At 66.5% G+C, this 19,712-nt stretch carries 14 protein-coding genes and 2 pseudogenes; 5 read left to right on the top strand and 11 right to left on the bottom strand.

Annotated elements, in window-relative coordinates:
* Positions 1-180: 180 nt before the first annotated feature.
* From BTN82_RS11970 to BTN82_RS11955, 4 genes are all read left to right on the top strand, one after another.
* Complete coding sequence (locus BTN82_RS11970; RefSeq protein ID WP_075119323.1) at positions 181-1,248, top strand: phosphotransferase family protein; 1,068 nt, start codon at positions 181-183, stop codon at positions 1,246-1,248.
* 26 nt (positions 1,249-1,274) lie between these two features.
* Complete coding sequence (locus tag BTN82_RS11965; RefSeq protein WP_075119322.1) at positions 1,275-2,042, top strand: SDR family oxidoreductase; 768 nt, start codon at positions 1,275-1,277, stop codon at positions 2,040-2,042.
* Positions 2,043-2,524: 482 nt separating this feature from the next.
* Positions 2,525-6,259, top strand: coding sequence for an autotransporter domain-containing protein (locus BTN82_RS11960; RefSeq protein ID WP_075119321.1), 3,735 nt, complete (start codon positions 2,525-2,527; stop codon positions 6,257-6,259).
* A gap of 176 nt (positions 6,260-6,435) precedes the next feature.
* Positions 6,436-7,551, top strand: coding sequence for a Gfo/Idh/MocA family protein (locus BTN82_RS11955; RefSeq protein ID WP_075119320.1), 1,116 nt, complete (start codon positions 6,436-6,438; stop codon positions 7,549-7,551).
* A 91-nt stretch (positions 7,552-7,642) separates the two neighbouring features.
* Here BTN82_RS11955 and BTN82_RS11950 read toward each other — a convergent pair whose 3' ends face one another.
* The 11 genes and pseudogenes from BTN82_RS11950 to BTN82_RS11900 form a co-directional block, all read right to left on the bottom strand.
* Positions 7,643-9,076: an FAD/NAD(P)-binding protein gene (locus BTN82_RS11950; RefSeq protein ID WP_075119319.1), complete on the bottom strand. Its 1,434-nt coding sequence runs from the start codon at positions 9,074-9,076 to the stop codon at positions 7,643-7,645.
* 14 nt (positions 9,077-9,090) lie between these two features.
* Positions 9,091-9,855, bottom strand: coding sequence for an ABC transporter ATP-binding protein (locus tag BTN82_RS11945; protein ID WP_075119318.1), 765 nt, complete (start codon positions 9,853-9,855; stop codon positions 9,091-9,093).
* Between the two features lie 3 nt (positions 9,856-9,858).
* Positions 9,859-11,199 (bottom strand): ABC transporter substrate-binding protein, encoded by a 1,341-nt coding sequence (locus tag BTN82_RS11940; RefSeq protein ID WP_075119317.1) that lies wholly within the window; start codon positions 11,197-11,199, stop codon positions 9,859-9,861.
* A 26-nt stretch (positions 11,200-11,225) separates the two neighbouring features.
* Positions 11,226-12,275, bottom strand: coding sequence for a branched-chain amino acid ABC transporter permease (locus tag BTN82_RS11935; protein ID WP_075119316.1), 1,050 nt, complete (start codon positions 12,273-12,275; stop codon positions 11,226-11,228).
* 4 nt (positions 12,276-12,279) lie between these two features.
* Positions 12,280-13,161 (bottom strand): branched-chain amino acid ABC transporter permease, encoded by an 882-nt coding sequence (locus BTN82_RS11930; RefSeq protein ID WP_075119315.1) that lies wholly within the window; start codon positions 13,159-13,161, stop codon positions 12,280-12,282.
* The gene (locus BTN82_RS11925; protein ID WP_075119314.1) at positions 13,158-13,937 is read right to left on the bottom strand and encodes an ABC transporter ATP-binding protein; all 780 of its coding nucleotides are present in this window, start codon (positions 13,935-13,937) and stop codon (positions 13,158-13,160) included. The genes BTN82_RS11930 and BTN82_RS11925 overlap by 4 nt, the downstream gene beginning before the upstream one ends.
* Entirely contained in the window at positions 13,934-14,920 is a 987-nt protein-coding gene (locus tag BTN82_RS11920) for an AMP-binding protein (protein ID WP_075119313.1), read from the bottom strand. The genes BTN82_RS11925 and BTN82_RS11920 overlap by 4 nt, the downstream gene beginning before the upstream one ends.
* A gap of 172 nt (positions 14,921-15,092) precedes the next feature.
* Positions 15,093-16,511 (bottom strand): LLM class flavin-dependent oxidoreductase, encoded by a 1,419-nt coding sequence (locus BTN82_RS11915; protein ID WP_075119312.1) that lies wholly within the window; start codon positions 16,509-16,511, stop codon positions 15,093-15,095.
* Complete coding sequence (locus BTN82_RS11910; protein ID WP_075119311.1) at positions 16,511-17,014, bottom strand: acyl-CoA dehydrogenase; 504 nt, start codon at positions 17,012-17,014, stop codon at positions 16,511-16,513. The genes BTN82_RS11915 and BTN82_RS11910 overlap by 1 nt, the downstream gene beginning before the upstream one ends.
* 10 nt (positions 17,015-17,024) lie before the next feature.
* A pseudogene (locus BTN82_RS11905) lies at positions 17,025-17,913 on the bottom strand (acyl-CoA dehydrogenase family protein).
* A 172-nt stretch (positions 17,914-18,085) separates the two neighbouring features.
* On the bottom strand, positions 18,086-18,649 hold the full coding sequence (locus BTN82_RS11900; protein WP_075119414.1) for a helix-turn-helix domain-containing protein: 564 nt from the start codon (positions 18,647-18,649) through the stop codon (positions 18,086-18,088).
* On the opposite strand from BTN82_RS11900, the pseudogene BTN82_RS11895 reads away from it, so the two are divergent.
* Positions 18,644-19,682, top strand: a pseudogene (locus BTN82_RS11895) (DMT family transporter). The gene BTN82_RS11900 and the pseudogene BTN82_RS11895 overlap by 6 nt on opposite strands.
* Positions 19,683-19,712 lie beyond the last annotated feature (30 nt).

Genomic DNA, 19,712 nt, shown 5'->3' with positions numbered 1-19,712 from the left:
CGCCGACTTTTCGCACTAGAGCCTAGAGTGAAGCCGGGGACTTTCAAACGCTTGTATCAAAAGCAATGATTGCCCGGCAACACGCTCACCTATAAAGGGCCCCGGCGATTGTGACGCTCCGGTGGGCGCATTAGATTAGCCAATAATCTCTGGCCTCCAGAATAAGCAGAAGGGATAAGCATGACGCTTACTGACCAGTCCACCCGTACTCGCTCCGGCGAGGAACTCGATGCCAACCTGATCGATCCGTACCTCAAGGCACATATTCCGGGCCTGACCGGCACCCCGCAGATCAGCCAGTTTCCGGGCGGCGCGTCGAACCTGACCTACCTGCTGGAATACCCGGGCCAGGAATTCGTCCTGCGCCGCCCGCCCTTCGGCCACAAGGCCAAGTCGGCCCACGACATGGGTCGCGAGTACCGCATCCTCAACCAGCTCAAGGACGGCTTTCCGTATTGCCCGAAAGCCTATGTGCACTGCACCGACGAGTCGGTGATCGGCGCCGAGTTCTATGTGATGGAACGGGTCAAGGGCATCATCCTGCGCTCCGACCTGCCGCCGGAACTGGGTTTCGACGCCGCCCGCACCGAAACCCTGTGCAAGAGCTTCATCGACAAACTGGTCGAACTGCACCGCGTCGACTACCAGGCCTGCGGCCTCAGCGACCTGGGCAAGCCCGAAGGCTACGTGAAGCGCCAGATCGGCGGCTGGAGCGACCGCTACGAAAAAGCCCTGACCCCCGACGCGCCCAAGTGGGAAGCGGTCAAGGCCTGGCTCAACGACAAGATGCCGGCCGACCACCCGACCTCGAGCATCGTGCACAACGACTACCGCTTCGACAACGTGATCCTCGACCCGGACAACCCGATGCAGATCATCGGCGTGCTGGACTGGGAGCTGACCACCCTGGGCGACCCGCTGATGGACCTGGGCAACACCCTGGCCTACTGGATCGAAGCCGGCGACCCGGCCCCGGTGCAACTGATGCGCCGCCAGCCGAGCCACGCCCCGGGCATGCTGACCCGCCAGCAGTTCGTCGACTATTACGCCGAACGCTCGGGGATCAAGATCGACAATTTCGACTTCTACTACACCTACGGCCTGTTCCGCCTGGCCGGCATCGTGCAGCAGATCTACTACCGCTTCTTCCATGGCCAGACCCAGGACAAGCGCTTCGCGCAGTTCATCCACATGAACAAGCTGCTGGAGCACATGAGCCTGCAAGTCATCGATAAATCCAGCCTCTGATCGCGGCTCCATAACAAGGAAACCCCATGTCCAAGACTCAGTTGTTCGACCTCGACGGCAAGATCGCTTTCGTCTCCGGCGCCAGCCGCGGTATCGGTGAAGCCATCGCCAAGCTGCTGGCCCAGCAAGGCGCCCATGTGATCGTCTCGAGCCGCAAGCTCGACGGCTGCCAGCATGTGGCCGACGCCATCGTCGCCGCCGGCGGCAAGGCCACCGCCATCGCCTGCCACATCGGCGAGATGGAGCAGATCAGCCAGGTGTTCGCCGGCATCCGCGAACAGTTCGGGCGCCTGGACATCCTGGTCAACAACGCCGCCACCAACCCGCAGTTCTGCAACGTGCTGGACACTGACCTGGGCGCCTTCCAGAAAACCGTCGACGTGAACATCCGCGGCTACTTCTTCATGTCGGTGGAAGCCGGCAAGCTGATGCGCGACAACGGCGGCGGCAGCATCATCAACGTGGCCTCGATCAACGGCGTGTCGCCGGGGGTCTTCCAGGGCATCTACTCGGTGACCAAGGCCGCGGTGATCAACATGACCAAGGTCTTCGCCAAGGAATGCGCGCCGTTCGGCATCCGCTGCAACGCCCTGCTGCCGGGCCTGACCGACACCAAGTTCGCCTCGGCGCTGGTGAAGAACGACGCCATCCTCAAGACCGCCCTGGCGCAGATCCCGCTCAAGCGCGTGGCCGACCCGAGCGAAATGGCCGGCGCCGTGCTCTACCTGGCCAGCGACGCGTCCAGCTACACCACCGGCGTGTCGCTGAACGTGGACGGCGGTTTCCTTTCCTGACCGACCCTCGCCGTCCCCCCCCAGGCAGCCTGCGGGCTGCCTTTTTCATTAGCGCGCCAGGACATCGCCCCCTGGCCCGTTTAAATGGAAAACCAAGTCCGTCACAGTTCAGGTATCGAGTGTGTAGCAATTTATAAATATTTTGTTACATCGCCTTTCACCATGCTATAACCCTTCTCGCTGTAACTTTCAAACACCACTCACTTGAAAGACCCTTGTTTAAAAACAAGTGGCTGTATAGGAGTGCCCTAAAGAAAAACAACCACGCCACGCCATAAAGAACGATTCGCCGATTATCGATTTCTTTATATGTACCACCTAGTGAGTATCAAGCGGCCAGTAAGGACAACTGCCCCGCACAAACAATAAGAACACCCCCTCGGTCGGAAACAGCGCCACTGTTTCTGTCCGCTGTAAAACCCTGCCTATTACAAAAACCGAAACAGCAGTTTCAACCAAGGACATCCTCAAAGGGAAAGGAAATGGACGTAGCAGGTATTGATTCAGGCAACACCGCAGGCAAGCGCTTCAAATCACCCTCCCCGGCCCCGATCGCCCTGGCGATCGGCCTGTGGCTGGGCCAGGGCCAGGTGGCGTTGGCCGACACCTCGGCGCCCAATACGCCTTACACGCCACAAGTCCTGGAGGCGGCCTTCAGAAACGCCGCGGCCTCATTTGCCCCTGGCACGGCGGTTTACACCAACTTGCGTTTCGGCGTCGGTAATACCCTGGACCTCGCAGCCAAAGAGTTTGCCGCACAGTCTGCAAAGTTCGATTCATTGCTTAAGCAGCATTACGAACTTCAGGCCGAGAACCTGTCGATCAGTGCAATGCTTGGCGATACCAGCAAGCCGCTGGATTACAGCAACAATCTGGATCGCTATAAAAGCCGCCTGTTCAGCAACTCGGGTCGCTACACCGAAAACATCTTCGAGTTCGCCAACGCCATTATTGCCAACCTGCCCAGTGCCCAGCCCTATACCTATATAGAACCGGGCGTGGCGACAGACTTGCACCCACAATTGAACGCCGGTCAGTCATGGTCCACGGCGACCCGCAACTGGAGCGACAACGCCCAAACCTGGAAGACCCCGGAGGCCCAGGTCAATGCCGGCCTCGACCGCACCAACGCGTATTACGCCTATGCCCTGGGCATTACCGGCAAGGGCGTGAACGTCGGGGTGCTGGACTCGGGCATTCTCAGCGCGCACTCGGAATTCCAGGGCCAGAATGCCCAGGGCGAGAGGCGCGTACAGGCGGTCACCTCCAGCGGCGAGTACTACGCCACCCACCCGCGCTACCGGCTCGAAGTACCGGCCGGCGAGTTCCAGAAAGGCGAGCATTTCAGCATTTCCGGTGAATACGACCCAAGCTTCAACGACGGCCACGGCACGGAAATGTCCGGTGTGCTGGGAGCCAGTCGCAACGGCACCGGCATGCACGGTATCGCGTTTGACGCGAACCTGTTCATCGCCAACACCGGCGGCAGCGACAACGACCGTTACCAGGGCTCCAACGACCTCGACTACAACGCCTTCATGGCCAGCTACGACGCGCTGGCGCAGAAGCAGGTGTCGATCGTCAACCAGAGCTGGGGACAGAACTCGCGCAACGACGTGGAGAATCACTTCGGCACTGTCGGCGACAGCCCGGCTGACATCCTCCGGGACATGAGCGCCGCCTACCGCCCCTTCTGGGACAAGGCCCAGGCCGGCCAGAAGACCTGGATGGACGCCATGGCCGACGCCGGCCGGCGGTACTCGTTCATCCAGATCATTTCCGCCGGCAACGACAGCCACGGCGCCAACCCGGACACCAACGCCAACCTGCCCTACTTCAAGCCGGACCTGGAGTCCAAGTGGCTGTCCATCACCGGCTACGACGAAACCAGCGCCCAGGTCTACAACCGCTGCGGCACCTCGAAATGGTGGTGCGTGATGGGCGTTTCCGGGACTCCGTCCGCCGGTCCGGAAGGCGAGATCATCCCCAACGCCAACGGCACCTCGGCCGCCGCGCCAAGCGTTTCCGGGGCCCTGGCCCTGGTGATCCAGCGCTTCCCCTACCTGACGGCGAGCCAGGCCCGCGACGTCTTGCTGACCACCGCCACCCTGCAGGCACCGGACAGCCCGGACACCCCGGTCGGCGAGCGTACCGGCGGACGCACCTACGACAACCTGCAACCGGTGCATGACGCCGCCCCGGGAACCCCGCAGGTTCCGGGTGCAGTCAACGGCTGGGGCCTGCCCAACCTGAAGAAAGCCATGCAGGGCCCGGGGCAGTTCGTCGGCGCGCTGTCCGTGGCGTTGCCCGGCGGCACCCGGGATATCTGGGCCAACGACATCTCCGACCAGGCCATCCGCGCCCGCCGCGCCGAAGACGCCAGCGAGCAGGCCGCCTGGAGCGCGATCAAGCAGCAGAAAGGCTGGGTCAACGGCCTGCCGGCCGACGCCTCGGCGGACGATCGCTTCCAGTATGCAATCGGCACGGCCCGCGAGCAGGCGGCGCTGACCCGCGGCCTGGACCCGCTCACCGGCCAGACCTATGTCGGCAGCCTGACCAAGTCGGGGGACGGCGAGCTGGTACTCGACGGCCAGAGCAGCTATTCGGGCAGCACCTGGCTGCGCGGCGGCAAGCTCTCGGTGGACGGCTCGCTGACCTCGACCGTGACCGTCGACGGCAGCGCGGTGGGCACCGTCGACCCCAACAATCGGGTGCTCACCCGCACCGGCGGCACCCTGGCCGGCAACGGCAGCATAGGCACCCTGGTGGTGAACAACGGCGGTAGCGTGGCGCCCGGGCATTCGGTCGGCACCTTGCACACCGGCGATGTGACCTTCAATCCAGGCTCGGTCTACGCGGTCGAAGTGGCGCCCAACGGACAGACCGACATGATCCAGAGCACCGGGGTCGCCACCCTCAACGGCGGGCAGGTCACCCTGTCCCTGGAGAACAGCCCCAATCTGTTGTCCGCGGCCCAGGCCAGCAGCTTCCTGGGCCAGCAGTTCAACATCCTCAGCGCCAGCCAGGGGATCAACGGGCGGTTCGCCTCGGTCGCACCCGGCTTTCTGTTCCTCGACCTCGGCCTGGACTACCAGCCGAACCAGCTGAGCCTGGGCATCGAGCGCAATCAGACGCGCTTCGCCAGCGTCGCCCTGACCCGCAACCAGCGGGCCGTGGCCACCGCGGCCGATACCCTGGCCGCCGGCAATCCGGTGTATGAGAGCATCCTGGCCTCCGACTCGGCGGAACAGGCCCGCCAGGCCTTCGACCAGCTCGACGGCCAGGTGCACGCCGACCTCGCGGCCGCGCAGATTGCCGACAGCCGTTACCTGCGGGACGCGGTCAACGGTCGGCTGCAACAGGCCCAGGCCCTGGACACCGCCAAGGCTATCCAGGCCAGCAGCAACGGCGGCTGGGTGCAATTGCTCGGCGGCCACCAGCAGGTCGACGCCGATCACAACGCCAGCCGCTACAGCACCTCCACCAGTGGCGTGCTGCTGGGCCTGGACACCGAGGTCGGCGACGGCTGGCGCGTCGGGGCCGCTACCGGTTATACCAAGACCGATCTGAACGGCTCATCGAGAACCTCGGCGGACAGCGACAACTATCACCTGTCGCTCTATGGCGGCAAACGCTTCGACAGCATCGCCTTGCGCCTGGGAGGAGGAACGACCTGGCACCGCTTCGACACGTCCCGCGACCTGGTGTACGGCAACCAGTCGGCCCATGAAAAGGCCAGCTACAACGCGCGCACCGACCAGCTGTTCGGCGAGATCGGCTACGCCGGCTGGGCAGCCTTCGAGCCGTTCGCCAACCTCGCCTACATCAACTTCCAGAGCGACTCGTTCAAGGAACACGGCAGCGCGGCGGCCCTGCACGCCAGCAAGCAAAGCCAGGACGCGACGCTCTCGACCCTCGGCCTGCGCGGCCATACGCAACTGCCAGTCAGCGCCACCCGTTCGCTGACCCTGCGTGGCGAGCTGGGCTGGGAGCACCAGTACGGCGAACTGGATCGCGAGAGCTCGCTGCGGTTCGCCGGCAGCGAGGCGGCCTTTGCCGTGAACAGTGCCCCGGTGTCGCGTGACGGCGCCGTGGTCAAGGCCGGCGCGGAAATGGCCATGACCCGCGACACCCTGGTGTCGCTGAACTACACCGGGCTGGTGTCCAGCCAGGGTGGCGGCAGCGCGGTCAACCTGGGGTTCAGCTTCCGCTTCTGACCCCGACGGCGCGTGGTAGACGGATGGGTGCAATGAACAGTCATTGCACCCATTTTTTTGCGCTTGGTTCACCCATCGGAGGCGCACGAAAGAAAAATTATTCTACAGATTGAAATTAGAGAATATTTATTCCATAAATACCCCTCCTTACAACAACAATTCTGAAAGGTCCGGTTATGGGTGAACTTGGAATAGGTTTGATCGGCACCGGCTTCATGGGGCGGGCCCATGCGTTGGCGTTCCGCAATGTCAGCGCGGTGTTCGAGTTGCCGGTGCGCCTGCGCCTGGCGGCCCTGGCGGATGCCGACCGCCAGCGCGCCGAACAGTGCGCCGCGGCCTGGGGTTTTGCCCGGGCCCACGGCGACTGGCAACAGCTGATCGACGATCCCAAGGTCGATCTGGTGGCGATCACCACCCCCAACCACCTGCACTTCCCCATGGCCATGGCCGCCTTGCAGGCCGGCAAGGCGGTGTACTGCGAAAAGCCGCTGGCGGTCAGCGTCGAACAGGCGCAGCAGATGCAACGCGCGGCCCAGGCTGCCGGGGTGGTGACCCGGGTCGGCTACAACTACCAGCACAACCCGATGATCGTGCAGGCCAAGGCCTTGATCGACAGCGGCGAACTGGGGGACATCGTCAGCTTCCAGGGCGAGTTCAGCGAAGACTTCATGGCCGACCCGGACTCGCCCTTCTCCTGGCGCTGCGAGCCGCAGCACGCGGGCGGTGCCCTGGCCGACCTGGGCAGTCACCTGCTGGCCATGGCCCGCTACCTGCTGGGCGAGGTCGAGGCGGTCTGCGCCGACACCCAGACCGTGCACCGCCAGCGTCCGGCCAGCGCCGGCAGCCAAGAACGCCGCCCCATCGCCATCGACGACCAGGCCCATGCCCTGCTGCGCTTCGCCAGCGGCGCCCGCGGCACCTTCAGCAGCAGTTGGCTCAAGCACGGTTACAAGAACCACCTGAGCTTCGAGATCAGCGGCACCCGCGGCACCCTGGCCTTCGACCAGGAACGCCTCAACGAGCTGCGCCTGTACCGGGCCGGCGACTCGGGCTTCCAGCGCCTGCTGGCCGGCCCCGCCCTGCCCGGCTACGCCGCCTTCAGCCCGGCGCCGGGGCATCAGCTGGGCTACAACGAATTGAAGACCCTGGAGGTGCACGAACTGATCCTGGCCCTGAACGGCCAGGGGCAAGGCGGCACCGACTTCCAGGAGGCCCTGCAGGTGGAACGGCTGGCGGCGGCGATCCGCCTGGCGGCCGCCGAACAGCGCTGGGTCAGCGTCAACGCGGTTTGACCCCAAGAGCATCGCGGGCAAGCCTCGCTCCTACAGTTCAAGGCGTTCCTGTAGGAGCGAGGCTTGCCCGCGAAAGCCGCAAAGCGGCGATTTACCCCAGCGCCGCCAAGCGCGCGGCCAGCGCCTTGGCCTGGCTGGCCACGTCGGTGACGGCGGTGCTTTCCCACCACATGCCGCGCAGCGGCGGGCCCATGGCGAACAACCGCTCGGCGACCCGCCCCTGGGCGTCGAGCACGGCGCCGCCGGCGTCGGCGCGGATGCCCAGGGCCAGCGGCCCCGGCTGGATCAGCCCGCGGGCCAGCAGTTGTCGCGGCAACGGCCGGGCGACCCGGCGCCAGTCGTATTCGATGCCGCTGGAATTGATCAGCGCGGCCCCCGCGACCTGCGTCGCCTGCGTCTCGCCGCGACGGCGGATGCTGATCGCCAGCCCCCCGTCCGCCGCCGGCTCCAGGCCCTTGAACGACGCCGCGTGAATCCGCAGCCGGCCCTCTGCATGCAGGCGCGCCACCAGCTCGGCGCTCAACGGCGGCGAACGGTGGTGATGGCTCTCCCACCACGGCCGCACATGGCGCACGAACTGCCGACGCTGCGCGTCCGTGGCCTGGCTCCACAAGCGGCCGATATGGGCGCGCACGGTGTCCAGCGGCGCCTGCCAGTCGACCCCGGCCGCCAACGCCTCGTGGCACTGACGCCGCAACTCGCGCAGCAACTGGCGCGGGCTGCGCAGGCTGTGATCTTCGGCCAGGAAATCCGCCCAGGTCGGCGGCTGGCGGCGCACATGGGGCAACAGGCCGTGGCGTGAGAACACCTCGATCGGCCCGCGATGCCCGGCCTGCTCCAGGGACACCACGGCATCGACCATGGTCAGCCCGGAACCGATGATCAGCACCGTCGCCCGCGGGTCGAGCCGGGCCATGGCCGCGACGTCCCAGGGGTCGAGGGCGGCGGCGTTGAGGCCGCTGGATTCGGTCTGCGGGGTGCGCGCCGCGGGGAACATGCCGGTGGCCAGCACGGCCCGGGCGCCACGCAGTTGGCGGCCGTCGTCGAGGGTCAGCACGGCGGCGTCGGCGTTCGTCTGCAGATCCACCGCCTCGGCGCGCACATGGTCCACCGTCGAACCCTGCACGGCACCGAGCGCCTGGGCCTCGGCCAGCCGCTGCTGCACGTACAGGCCGAAGATCCCGCGCGGTGGAAACAGTTCGCTGACCGGCACGTGCTGCTGGTCCGACTCGGGCCAGCCGCCCGCGGCAATATAGTCGCCCAGCCAGCGGCTCAGGTCGTCGGCATGGTCCGGGTCGACGCTCATGCGCGCGGCGTTGCCGTTCAGGGTGTGGCCCAGTTCGACCGCGCTGTAGGCCTCGCCGCGGCCCAGCTCGCTGCGCGGCTCGATCACCAGCAGCCGGCGCCGGCCCGGCAGGCGCAGCAGTTGCGCGGCGAGCAAGGCGCCACTGAGGCCGCCGCCGACGATCAGCACATCGGCGTCACGGGTGGCGCGGGTCGCCTGTCCGTTGGAGGGTTGGTTCATGGGGTTCTCACGGGTCAGTGTTTGCCTAGGTAGAAGTCATGCAGGTCGCCACGGGCCAGCAGGCTCTCGGCCGTTCCGGACAAGGCCACGCGTCCGGTGTCGAGCACGTAGGCGCGGGTCGCGTACTTGAGCGCCACATTAATATTTTGTTCGGCGATCAGGAAGCTCACCTGCGCCTCGCGGTTCAGTTGCGCGACGATCTCGAAGATCTCCTGGACGATGATCGGCGCCAGCCCCATGGACGGCTCGTCGAGCAGCACCAGGCCGGGCCGGGTCATCAGCGCCCGGCCGATGGCGACCATCTGCTGTTCGCCGCCCGAGGTCAGCCCGGCGCGGGTCTTGCGCTTGGCCTGCAAACGCGGAAACCAGGCGTAGATCCGCTCCAGGTCGGCGGCCAGCTCGCGACGGCCCAGGCCGCGGACGAAACCGCCGCTGCGCAGGTTGTCTTCCACGCTCAATTGGGGGAACACATGGCGCCCCTCCAGCACGTGGACCATGCCCTGGCGCACTCGCTGGCTGGGGTCGACGCCGGCCGTGTCCTGGCCGAGAAAGGCGATCGAGCCGCGGCTGACCTCCGCGCGCTCGGCCCGCAGCAACCCGGAAATCGCCTTGAGCGTGGTGCTCTTGCCGGCGCCGTTGGCGCCGAGCAAGGCGACGATCGCGCCCTTGGGCACCTCCAGCGACACCCCGGCCACCGCGAGGATCGCGCCGTCGTAGATCACTTCGATATCGCGCACCTGCAACAGCGGTTCGGCGGCGGCCGTGGCGGTCTGGCCCATGACTCACTCCTGTCCGGCGCAGGTGCGCGGCGTGAGGTTTTTCTCCTTGGCGAAGGCCGCCGACTTCGCGTCGATCAACGGCCGCAGCGTGGCCCGGTCGGCGGCGATCCAGTCGCTGATCAGGGTCCAGTTGGCCCCGTCCCACTGCTGCACCCGCGCCGAACCGCCGCCTTCGTGGTCGCGGCACGACAGCTTGAGGTTCTGCATCAGGCCCAGGTAGCCGATGTCCTTGAGCCGCGCGTCGTCGATGTTCAGGTGTTCCAGGCCCCAGCGCCCTTCCTCGCCGTTGAGCGGGCGCTTGCCGAACTTGCCCTGGGCGGTGCGGATCGCCTCGACCGCCACCGCCGCGTTCACCAACCCGGAGTTGTAGTAGACGCTGCCGAAATTCTTCAGGTCCGCAAGGTCGCTCTTGCCCGTATCGAGGATGTACTGCTTGAGGCGCTTGTGGATCTCGAAGTCGCTGCCCGCCGGGTACGGCGTCAGCGCCAGGTAGCCCTTGGCCGCCGCGCCCGCCGGCAACACGTCCTCGCTGGAACTGGCCCAGATATCGCCGATGATCCGCTCCACCGGGAAGCCAAAGCGCGCGGCGGTCTTCACCGCCACCGGGGTCGACACGCCCCAGGTGCGCAGGAACACCCAGTCCGGGTTCTGCTGGCGCACCTGGCGCCACTGCGCCGACTGCTCGTTGCCCGGGTCGGCCACCGGGATCTGGATATTCTCGAAGCCGTATTTCTCTGCCAGCAGCTTCAGCGGGCCGAGGGTTTCGCGGCCATAGGCCGAGTCGTGGTAGACCGTGGCGATCTTCTTGCCCTTGAGCTTGTCGAAGCCGCCCTCGCGCTCGGCGATGTAGTTCACCAGGGTCGAGGCCTCGCTGTAGAAGGTCAGCATCACCGGGAAGTTATAGGGAAACACCGTGCCGTCGGTGGCTTCGGTGCGGCCGTAGCCGAGGGTGATCAAGGGGATCTTGTCGACTTCGGCGCGCTCGCTCAGGGCGTAGGCCGCCGGGGCGCCGTTGGGCGAGTAGATCGCCACGGGCGCGCCGTCCAGGCCGTTCTTGAAGCGCTCGTAGCACTCGATGCCCTTCTCCGCCGTCCACTCGGTCTCGCATTCCTGCCACACCAGCTTGACCCCGTTGATCCCGCCTTCGACCTGGTTGATGTAGTTCAGGTAGTCGATCATCCCGGCCCACACCTGTACGCCGCTGGAAGCGTAGGCGCCGACCCGGTAGGTGGCCAGGGGGAAGAACTGCTGGTCCGGCGCGGCCTGTAGCGCGGGCGCCGCGCCGCCGAGGAGCGCCAGCGCCGCCGCGGCGCCGGCCAGGGAACGTTTCAGGGATGCACGCATGTCGTCTCTCTAGTCAGGGGTGGGATTCAGAAGCGCAGCGGCCAGTAGCCCAGCCGTTGCCGCAGGTTGTGCAAGAGGCGGATCAGCCCTTCGGGTTCCTTGATCAGGAACAGGATGATCAGCACGCCGAAGATGATTTTCTGCAGGTTCTGCAACTGCCCGGCATCCACCGCGCCGCCGAACAGCGCTTGCCCGGCGTGACTGAGGAAAATCGGCAGCAGGCTGATAAAGGCCGCGCCGACGAAGTTGCCGGCCACGCTGCCCATGCCGCCGATAATGATGATGAACAGGATCTGGAACGAACGATTGATATCGAAGCTGCCGGCGCTGGCGGTGCCCAGGTAGGCGAAGGCCCACAACGCCCCGGCGATGCCCAGGTAGAAGGAGCTGACGGCGAACGCCAGGCGCTTGTAGCCCGCCACGGGGATGCCGATCACCGCGGCGGCGGTGTCCATGTCGCGGATCGCCATCCAGTTGCGCCCGACCTGGCTGCGCACCAGGTTCAGCGCCACCCAGGTCAGCAGCCACACGCAGGCCAGGGTCAGCAGGTAACGCCCGACCGGGGTGTTCAGGTCATGGCCGAACAGGCTCAGGCGCGGCGCCGAGATGGTGCCCGAGGAGCCGTAGTTGTAGAACCAGGGAAACTTGACGAACAGCCACTCCAGGAAGAACTGCGCCGCCAGGGTGGTGACCATCAGGTAGAAGCCCTTGATCCGCGAACTGGGCAGGCCGAACAGCCAGCCCACCGCGGCGCTGATCAGCCCGCCGCCGAGCAGCGCCACAGGCAGGCCCAGCTCCGGCAGGCGCAGCAGGAAGCCGTAGGTGGCAAACGCCCCGACCGCCATGAAGCCGGCGGCGCCGACCGAGGTCTGGCCGGTGTAGCCGGTCAGCAGGTTGAGGCCGAGCCCGGCCAGGGACAGCACCAGGAACGGGATCAGGATCGCATTGAGCCAATAGTCGTTGCCCACCAGGGGCACGCCGACGAAGGCCAGCAGCGACAGGCCGGCCAGGCCCCAGGGCAGGTGTCGCCGGACCTGCAGCAGCGGCGCCGTTTCTTGGGTCAGGGGAATGGACATGGGCTCAGACTCGCTCGATGGCGCGCTCGCCGAACAGGCCGGCGGGACGGATGTAAAGGAAAGCCAGGGCCAGCGCATAGGCGAACCATGGGGTGATGCCGCCGCCGATCAGCGGGCCGACATAGACCTCGGCCAGGTTCTCCGCCGCGCCGACGATCAAGCCGCCGGCAATCGCCCCGCCGATCGAGGTGAAGCCGCCGATGATCAGCACCGGCAAGGCCTTGAGCACCACCAGCGACAGCGAGAACTGCACGCCCTGGCGCGCGCCCCAAAGCAGCCCGGCCACCAGCCCGACCACCCCGGCCACGGCCCAGACGATCTGCCAGATGCGGTTGAGGTCGATGCCGATCGACAACGCCGCCGTGGTGTCGTCGGCCACCGCGCGCAGCGAAATGCCGATGCGGGTCTTGTTGAACAGCAGCGCCAGCACCGTCACCAGGACGATGGCAGCGGCCGCGGCGACCAGGTCGAACTGGCTGACCATCAACGGTCCGAGGAACAGCGGCACGTCGGCGATGCCCAGGTCCAGCGCGCGCACCTGGGAGCCCATCAGGCCCTGGGCCAGGCCCTCGATGACGAACGACAGGCCGAGGGTGGCCATGAACAGGGTGATCTGCGAGCGGTTGACCAGCGGGCGCAGCACCAGCCGCTCGATCAGCCAGGCGCCGGCGACCATCACCAGCACCGTCGCCAGCAGCGCCAGGGCGAACGGCCAGCCCTGTTCGTGCAGGCTGACGAAAGTCAGCGCGGCGAACAGCAGCATCGCGCCCTGGGCGAAGTTGAACACTCCGCTGGCCTTGTAGATCAGCACGAAACCGATGGCCACCAGGGAATACAGGGTGCCGGCCAGCAAGCCGCCGAGCAGGGTCTCGAAGAAGAAACTCATGGCTGCGGCACTCCCAGGTAGGCGGCGATCACCTCGGGGTCGGCCTGCACCTGGGCCGGGCTGCCGTCGCCGATCTTGCGCCCGTAGTCGAGCACCACCACATGGTCGGACAGGTCCATGACCACGCCCATGTCGTGTTCGATCAACACCACGGTGGTGCCGAGGTCGCGGTTGATGTCAGCGATGAAACGCGCCATGTCCTGTTTTTCCTCGGCGTTCATCCCGGCCATGGGCTCGTCCAAGAGCAACAGGCTCGGCCCGGCGATCAGCGCGCGGCCCAGCTCGACGCGTTTTTGCAGGCCGTAGGACAGGTTGCCCACCGGCACCTCGCGCTGGGCCTGCAAGTCGAGGAACTGCAAGATGCCCTCGGCGCGCCGCCGATAGGCCTGGGCCTCGCGCCGTGCCCGCGGCAGCCCCAGGGCCTGTTCGAGAAAACCGGCGCGGGTGTGCCGCGACAGCCCGGTCAGAATGTTGTCGATCACGCTCATCTTCTTGAACAGCGCATTGTTCTGGAACGTGCGGCCGATGCCCCGGCGCGCGGCCTGCAACGGGTCGATATGCACCAACGCCTCGCCCTCGAAAACGATCGCCCCGGCCTCGAAGCGATAGACCCCGTTGAGGATGTTGAGCAGCGAGCTCTTGCCGGCGCCGTTAGGCCCGATCAGCGCGCAGATCTCGCCGCGGCGCACGGCGAAGGACAGCCGGTCGATGGCCTTCACCCCCTTGAACGACAGGCAAATATCCTGGACATGGAGGATGGCTTCGGCGGCGCTCATGCGATGTTCCGCTTGAATTCGGTCAGCCACACCGGCGCCGCGGCTTTCGCCGGGGCGCTCGGGGCCTGCCAGATGTAATCCAGGCGCTGGAAGCCCAGGAGCCGGCGCACGCGCTGCTTGATCAGGCGTTGCAGCGGCCGCTGCGGCTGGGCGAGCGCCCATTCGCAGAGCCGGCGCCGCCAACTGCCCGGGGGCGCCAGGCGGCTTTCGATCTCGTCGGCCAGGCGTTGCAGGCGCGCGGCGGACAGCAACAGGCCGCTGGGCACGGCTTCGCGCCGGTCGCGGCTGGCCGAGCCGCGGTGTTCCGGGAACGCCAGGCTGTGGCCGCTGCCCAGCCATTGGGCGAGCAGCACGCCCAGACCCTCCGGCCACTCCGTGCCCTCCTCGCTCCACAGCTGCGACTCGTGGGCCGGATGGCGCCAGTAGCTCTGGCGGCGCGGCGTTTCGCCGGCGCCCAGCAGTTCGCCGAAGGCCTGCACCGGCTGGCGCGCGCCCTGGGGCAAACGCGGCAGCGGCTGATGGGCGATCAACAGCTGCGGCGCCACGCTGTTTTCCCCGGCCGCGACCCAGCGCAGCAACTGCTGGCGCGAGTGCACGAAGGCATGGCTCGGTTGCAGGCGCCACAGCGCCTGGCGCAGCGCCTCGGCGTCGAGTTCGTCGTCGACCGCCACGACCTGGGCGCCGATGCTGTGGGCCGCCAGGGCCAGCAGCAACAGGTCGGGCTCGAACGGACCGCTGACGACCAGTCGCGAATGCTCGTCGAAACCTTGCAGGCGCAGGCCGTCGGCCAGGCGTTCGACCGCGCGCAAGGCGTCGATCCAGCGCCAGTTGTACCAATGGCCGTGACGCTTGTGGCGCAAGGCGTTGCGCAACGGGCTTACCTGGGCCCAGTGCTGTAGCCGCGCCAGGACATCGGGCAGCAGCGGAGTCTGTTCCGGCGATCGGGCATCCGCCGCCGGACGTTTGAGTTCATGCACGCTCATGGATCGTCCTCGGTTCCTTGGGCAAAAGCGTGCGGTGGTCCGCTGGCTGGGGGGGTGTTTGATCGAAACGCGGTCCTTGTAGCCGCAGCCGCAGGCTGCGATAAGGCCGAAGGCCTTCAGCGTCCGGCAGACCGCAACGACCCTGCGGGCCGAACGCAGCCTGCGGCAGCGGCTACAGGGACGGCACCCGCACGGACGCGACTTTCTTCTCCTGCCGCTGCAAGGCCGCCAGGTCGCGATAGGCGCTGCCCGGGTGATTCGCCGGCAGGCGCGGCCCGGCGCCGAAGAGTTTTTCGCGCAGGGTGCCGGGGGCGTATTCGGTCTTGTACACGCCGCGCTTCTGCAACTCCGGCACCAGCAGTTCCACGGCGTCGACGAAGGTTTCGTGGGTCAGCGCATAGGCCAGGTTGAAGCCATCCACGTCGGTGTCCTCGACCCATTCCTGAAGCAGGTCGGCAACGGTTTCCGGGCTGCCGACGAACAGCGGGCCGAAGCCGCCGATGCCGACCCAGTCGGCCAGCTCATGGGGCGTCCAGACCTTGTTCGGGTCGGCCGTGGAGAAGGCTTCCACCGCCGACTGGATGGCGTTGGTGTGCACATGCTTGAGCGGCTCGTCGGGCCGGAACTGGCTGAAGTCGATGCCGGTCCAGCCGGAAATCAGCGCCATGGCGCCCTCGTAGCTGACCCAGGACTTGTACTCCTCGAACTTGGCCTTGGCCTTGGCGTCGGCCTCGCCGAGGATCACCGTCTGCAAATTGAAGATCAGGATCGTCGCCGGGTCGCGCCCGGCCTCGGCCGCCCGGCGGCGGATATCGGCCACGGTCTTTTTCAGCAGCACCTTGGACGGCGCGGCGACGAACACGCACTCGGCCTGCTCGGCGGCGAACTGCTTGCCGCGGCTCGACGCGCCGGCCTGGTAGAGCACCGGGGTGCGCTGCGGCGACGGCTCGCACAGGTGAATGCCCGGCACCTGGAAGTGTTGGCCGAAGTGCCGGATCTCGTGGATCTTGCTCGGGTCGCTGAAGATCCGCCGCTCGCGGTCGCGCAGGATCGCGCCGTCCTCCCAACTGCCCTCCCAGAGCTTGTAGCAAACCTCCAGGTACTCCTCGGCGTAGTCGTAGCGGGCGTCATGCTCGGTCTGGGTCTTCTGGCCGATATTCTTCGCCCCGCTTTCGAGGTAGGAGGTAACGATGTTCCAACCGGCCCGACCGCGGGTCAGGTGATCGAGGGTCGACAGCCGCCGAGCGAAGGGATAGGGATGCTCGAACGACAGCGAGGCGGTCAGGCCGAAGCCCAGGTGTTCGGTGACCAGGGCCATCGGCGGGATCAGTTGCAGCGGGTCGTTGACCGGCACCTGCGCCGCCTGGCGGATCGCCGCTTCGCCGTTGCCCTGGTAGACGTCGTAGATGCCCAGCACGTCGGCGATAAACAGGCCGTCGAACTTGCCGCGCTCGAGGATGCGCGCCAGGTCGGTCCAGTACTCGAGGTCCTTGTACTGCCAGGAACGGTCCCGCGGGTGGGCCCACAGGCCCGGCGACTGGTGGCCGACACAGTTCATGTCGAACGCGTTGAGACGGATTTCACGGGACATCAGACAGCACTCCTGAAACGGGGCGGCACCACGCCGTTGAGGCGGTAGTTGCCGATCACCTGGTATGTCCAGCGCAACGGTTCGCCCAGCGCGGCGGGCAGCGGGCTGCGCTGGCCGGTCAATTCGAATTCGGCGGTGCTCACCGCCAGCAAGGCTTCGCGGCTGGCGATGGCCGCCTCGGCCCGGGCCACGCCGATTTCGGCGATATCGTGCGTGCCGGCGCGCAGGGCGTGGGCACGTTCCTGCAAGGCCGCGGCGACCTCGACACGGATCAGCAGGTCGCCGAAGCGGCTGATCACATAAGGGTCGTCGACAGCCCTGGCCAGCCCGCTGGCGGGCCAGGGTCGGGCCTGCTCGCGGACGAATGCCAGGGTCGTCTGCAGCAGTTCGCGGGCGCGGCGCAGGTCTTCGGCGCTGGATTTTTCAGGGCTATGTTCATCAGTGCCCTGCTCATCAGCGCTATGCGCCGCGGTCGACTGGGCGGGATGGGTCAATGCGTTCATGGGCGATTCCTCAGTTCCAGGCGTGGCGAGCCGGCTTGACGCCGTTGAGCAGGAAGTTGCCGACCAGGTGGTATTTCCAGCGCGCCGGGTCATGCAGGGTGTGGGTTCGCGCATTGCGCCAGTAGCGGTCGAGGTTGTGCTTGCCCAGCACCGAGCGGGTGCCGGCCAGCTCGAACAGCTTGCTGCTGGCGAGCAAGGCGCTTTCCGCTGAGAGCACCTTGGCCTGCGCCACCACCACCGAGGCCTGGGCCACCGTGTCTTCGTTGGGTTCGCGCAGGGCGCGGTCGACGGCATGGCCGGCTTTTTCCAGGATCGCCTCGGTGCCGTGCACCCGCCATTCCAGGTCGCCGATAGCGGCGATAGTGAACGGGTCCTGCCAGCCGTGGTCCTGGCCGCTGTCGATCCACGGCCGCGACTGCCGGGCGTGGCGCTTGGCCTCTTCCAGGGCGCCCACGGCCAGGCCGGTGTCCACCGCGGCCTGGATGATCTGCGAAATCGGCCCGTCGGCGGTGGGCTCGTCGAACGCGCGATGGGCCGGGATCACTGCGCTGTGCGGCACCTGCACCGCCTCCAGGGTGACCCCGCCGCTGGCGGTGGTGCGCTGACCGAAACCGTCCCAGCTGTCGATCACCGTCAGGCCCGGGTTGTCGCGCTCGATAAAGGCGATGAACGCGCGGTTCTCTTCGTCGACCGCCACCGCCGTAGGCCTTGGGAATGGTGATGCCCCACAGGCCGCTGGCGGAGAACTCGTCCAGCTCGGCCACCGGCAAACGCCGCTCGCGGTCGCGCACGCTGGCCTCGACGGCGAAACGTTCGGCCAGGGCCCTGGCGACGGCGATCGCCTCGGCGTCGGAACGGATGATGTGGGCGGTACGGGTGGGTTGGGCAGAGGCTGTCATGGCCGACTCCAGGTCCTGTCGAATGCGGAAGGTCCGCTATGACAGGAAGATTGCAGGAGTCATGCCGAAATAAATAATCTATAAAAATCAACCAGATACGATTATTTATCGATAAACCGCTTCAATTTCAAAGCGACAAAATGTTCAAGCGCTGTTGCCCAGGCAACAGTGCTCAGATCACCACATTGCGCACGAAGCGCAGCGCCGTGGTGCCGTCGTTGCGATAGGCGTGCGGCAGGTTGCTGGCGAACGCGAAGAACTCGCCGGGGTCCAGGCGCCGCTCCCGGTCGCCCAGGACCAGGGTCAGGCACCCCTCGCAGACATACAGCTGCTCGCTCCAGCCTTCGGCGTCCGGCTCGGCCAGGTACTGCTCGCCTGGCTCCAGGCGCCACTCCCACAACTCCACTTCGCGGCTGGCGCTGGTCTTGGCCAGCAACATCGCCTTGCTCCCGGGGAACAGCCCGGCCCAGGCCAATTCGTTGATGCGGCTCGGGTCGCGGGCATCGGGGGCCTGGATCAGGTCGCTGAAGGCCACGTCCAGGGCCTCGGCCACCCGGTCCAGGGTGCTGAGGCTGACATTCTTCTCGCCGGCCTCGATGGCCACCAGCATGCGCCGGCTGACCCCGGACTTTTCCGCCAGGGCGCTCTGGCTCAGTTCGGCGGCGTGGCGCAGGCGGCGGACGTTCTGACTGACATGCTGCAGCACGGAAGCGCGCTGCCCGGAATCTTTGTGCACTATATTGCTCACTGTGTAGGTTTGCGCAGTATACTGCCCAACTTCGCGGCGCATTGTGCGTCCGCCTCAAGTCGCACGCAAGGGTATGACGTCGGTGAACTCCAGCAAATCCTCCCCCTTCTTCCTCAAACTGAGCAAAGCCGAGTGCGTGCTGGTGCTGATCACCATGGTCTGGGGCGGCACCTTCCTCACCGTGCAACACGCCATGACCGTCAGTGGCCCGATGTTCTTCGTCGGCCTGCGCTTTGCCGCCGCGGCGTGCATCGTCGGCCTGTTCTCCCTGCGCAGCCTGCGCGGGCTGACCCTGTTCGAACTCAAGGCCGGGGTCTTTATCGGCACCGCCATCATGCTCGGCTACGGCTTGCAAACCGTGGGCCTGCAAACCATTCCGAGCAGCCAGTCGGCCTTTATCACCGCGCTCTACGTGCCCTTCGTGCCGCTGCTGCAATGGCTGTTCATGGGCAAGCGCCCGGGGCTGATGCCGAGCATCGGCATCATGCTGGCCTTCACCGGGCTGATGCTGCTCTCCGGGCCCAGCGGCGCCGCGCTGGATTTCAGCCCGGGCGAAATCGCCACCCTGATCAGCACCGTGGCCATCGCCGCGGAAATCATCCTGATCAGCACTTACGCCGGCCAGGTCGACGTGCGCCGGGTCACCGTGGTGCAACTGGCCGCAACCTCGGTGCTGTCGTTCCTGATGGTGGTGCCGACCCAGGAAGCCATCCCGGACTTTTCCTGGCTGCTGCTGGCCAGCGCCCTGGGCCTGGGCGCCGCCAGCGCGGCTATCCAGGTGGCGATGAACTGGGCGCAGAAAAGCGTCTCGCCAACCCGCGCCACCCTGATCTACGCCGGCGAACCGGTGTGGGCCGGGCTGGTCGGACGCATCGCCGGCGAACGCCTGCCAGCCCTGGCCCTGCTGGGCGGCGCGCTGATCGTCGCGGCGGTGATCGTCAGCGAGCTGAAAACCAAGGGCAAGGGCGGCGAAGCGCTCGACGCCGAGGTTGAGTCAGAAGCCGTCGACTCGGGGAAATAAGCGCAGCCGGCACTGCGCGGTGGATCGCGA

The sequence above is a fragment of the Pseudomonas chlororaphis genome (assembly GCF_001921865.1).
Lineage (GTDB): Bacteria > Pseudomonadota > Gammaproteobacteria > Pseudomonadales > Pseudomonadaceae > Aquipseudomonas > Aquipseudomonas chlororaphis_D.
This window is presented reverse-complemented; position numbering and strand designations above follow the sequence as displayed.

Coding starts and splice junctions, on each gene's coding strand:
- BTN82_RS11970 (WP_075119323.1), top strand. CDS start 181: ATGACGCTTACTGACCAGTCCACCCGTACTCGCTCCGGCGAGGAACTC.
- BTN82_RS11965 (WP_075119322.1), top strand. CDS start 1,275: ATGTCCAAGACTCAGTTGTTCGACCTCGACGGCAAGATCGCTTTCGTC.
- BTN82_RS11960 (WP_075119321.1), top strand. CDS start 2,525: ATGGACGTAGCAGGTATTGATTCAGGCAACACCGCAGGCAAGCGCTTC.
- BTN82_RS11955 (WP_075119320.1), top strand. CDS start 6,436: ATGGGTGAACTTGGAATAGGTTTGATCGGCACCGGCTTCATGGGGCGG.
- BTN82_RS11950 (WP_075119319.1), bottom strand. CDS start 9,076: ATGAACCAACCCTCCAACGGACAGGCGACCCGCGCCACCCGTGACGCC.
- BTN82_RS11945 (WP_075119318.1), bottom strand. CDS start 9,855: ATGGGCCAGACCGCCACGGCCGCCGCCGAACCGCTGTTGCAGGTGCGC.
- BTN82_RS11940 (WP_075119317.1), bottom strand. CDS start 11,199: ATGCGTGCATCCCTGAAACGTTCCCTGGCCGGCGCCGCGGCGGCGCTG.
- BTN82_RS11935 (WP_075119316.1), bottom strand. CDS start 12,275: ATGTCCATTCCCCTGACCCAAGAAACGGCGCCGCTGCTGCAGGTCCGG.
- BTN82_RS11930 (WP_075119315.1), bottom strand. CDS start 13,161: ATGAGTTTCTTCTTCGAGACCCTGCTCGGCGGCTTGCTGGCCGGCACC.
- BTN82_RS11925 (WP_075119314.1), bottom strand. CDS start 13,937: ATGAGCGCCGCCGAAGCCATCCTCCATGTCCAGGATATTTGCCTGTCG.
- BTN82_RS11920 (WP_075119313.1), bottom strand. CDS start 14,920: ATGAGCGTGCATGAACTCAAACGTCCGGCGGCGGATGCCCGATCGCCG.
- BTN82_RS11915 (WP_075119312.1), bottom strand. CDS start 16,511: ATGTCCCGTGAAATCCGTCTCAACGCGTTCGACATGAACTGTGTCGGC.
- BTN82_RS11910 (WP_075119311.1), bottom strand. CDS start 17,014: ATGAACGCATTGACCCATCCCGCCCAGTCGACCGCGGCGCATAGCGCT.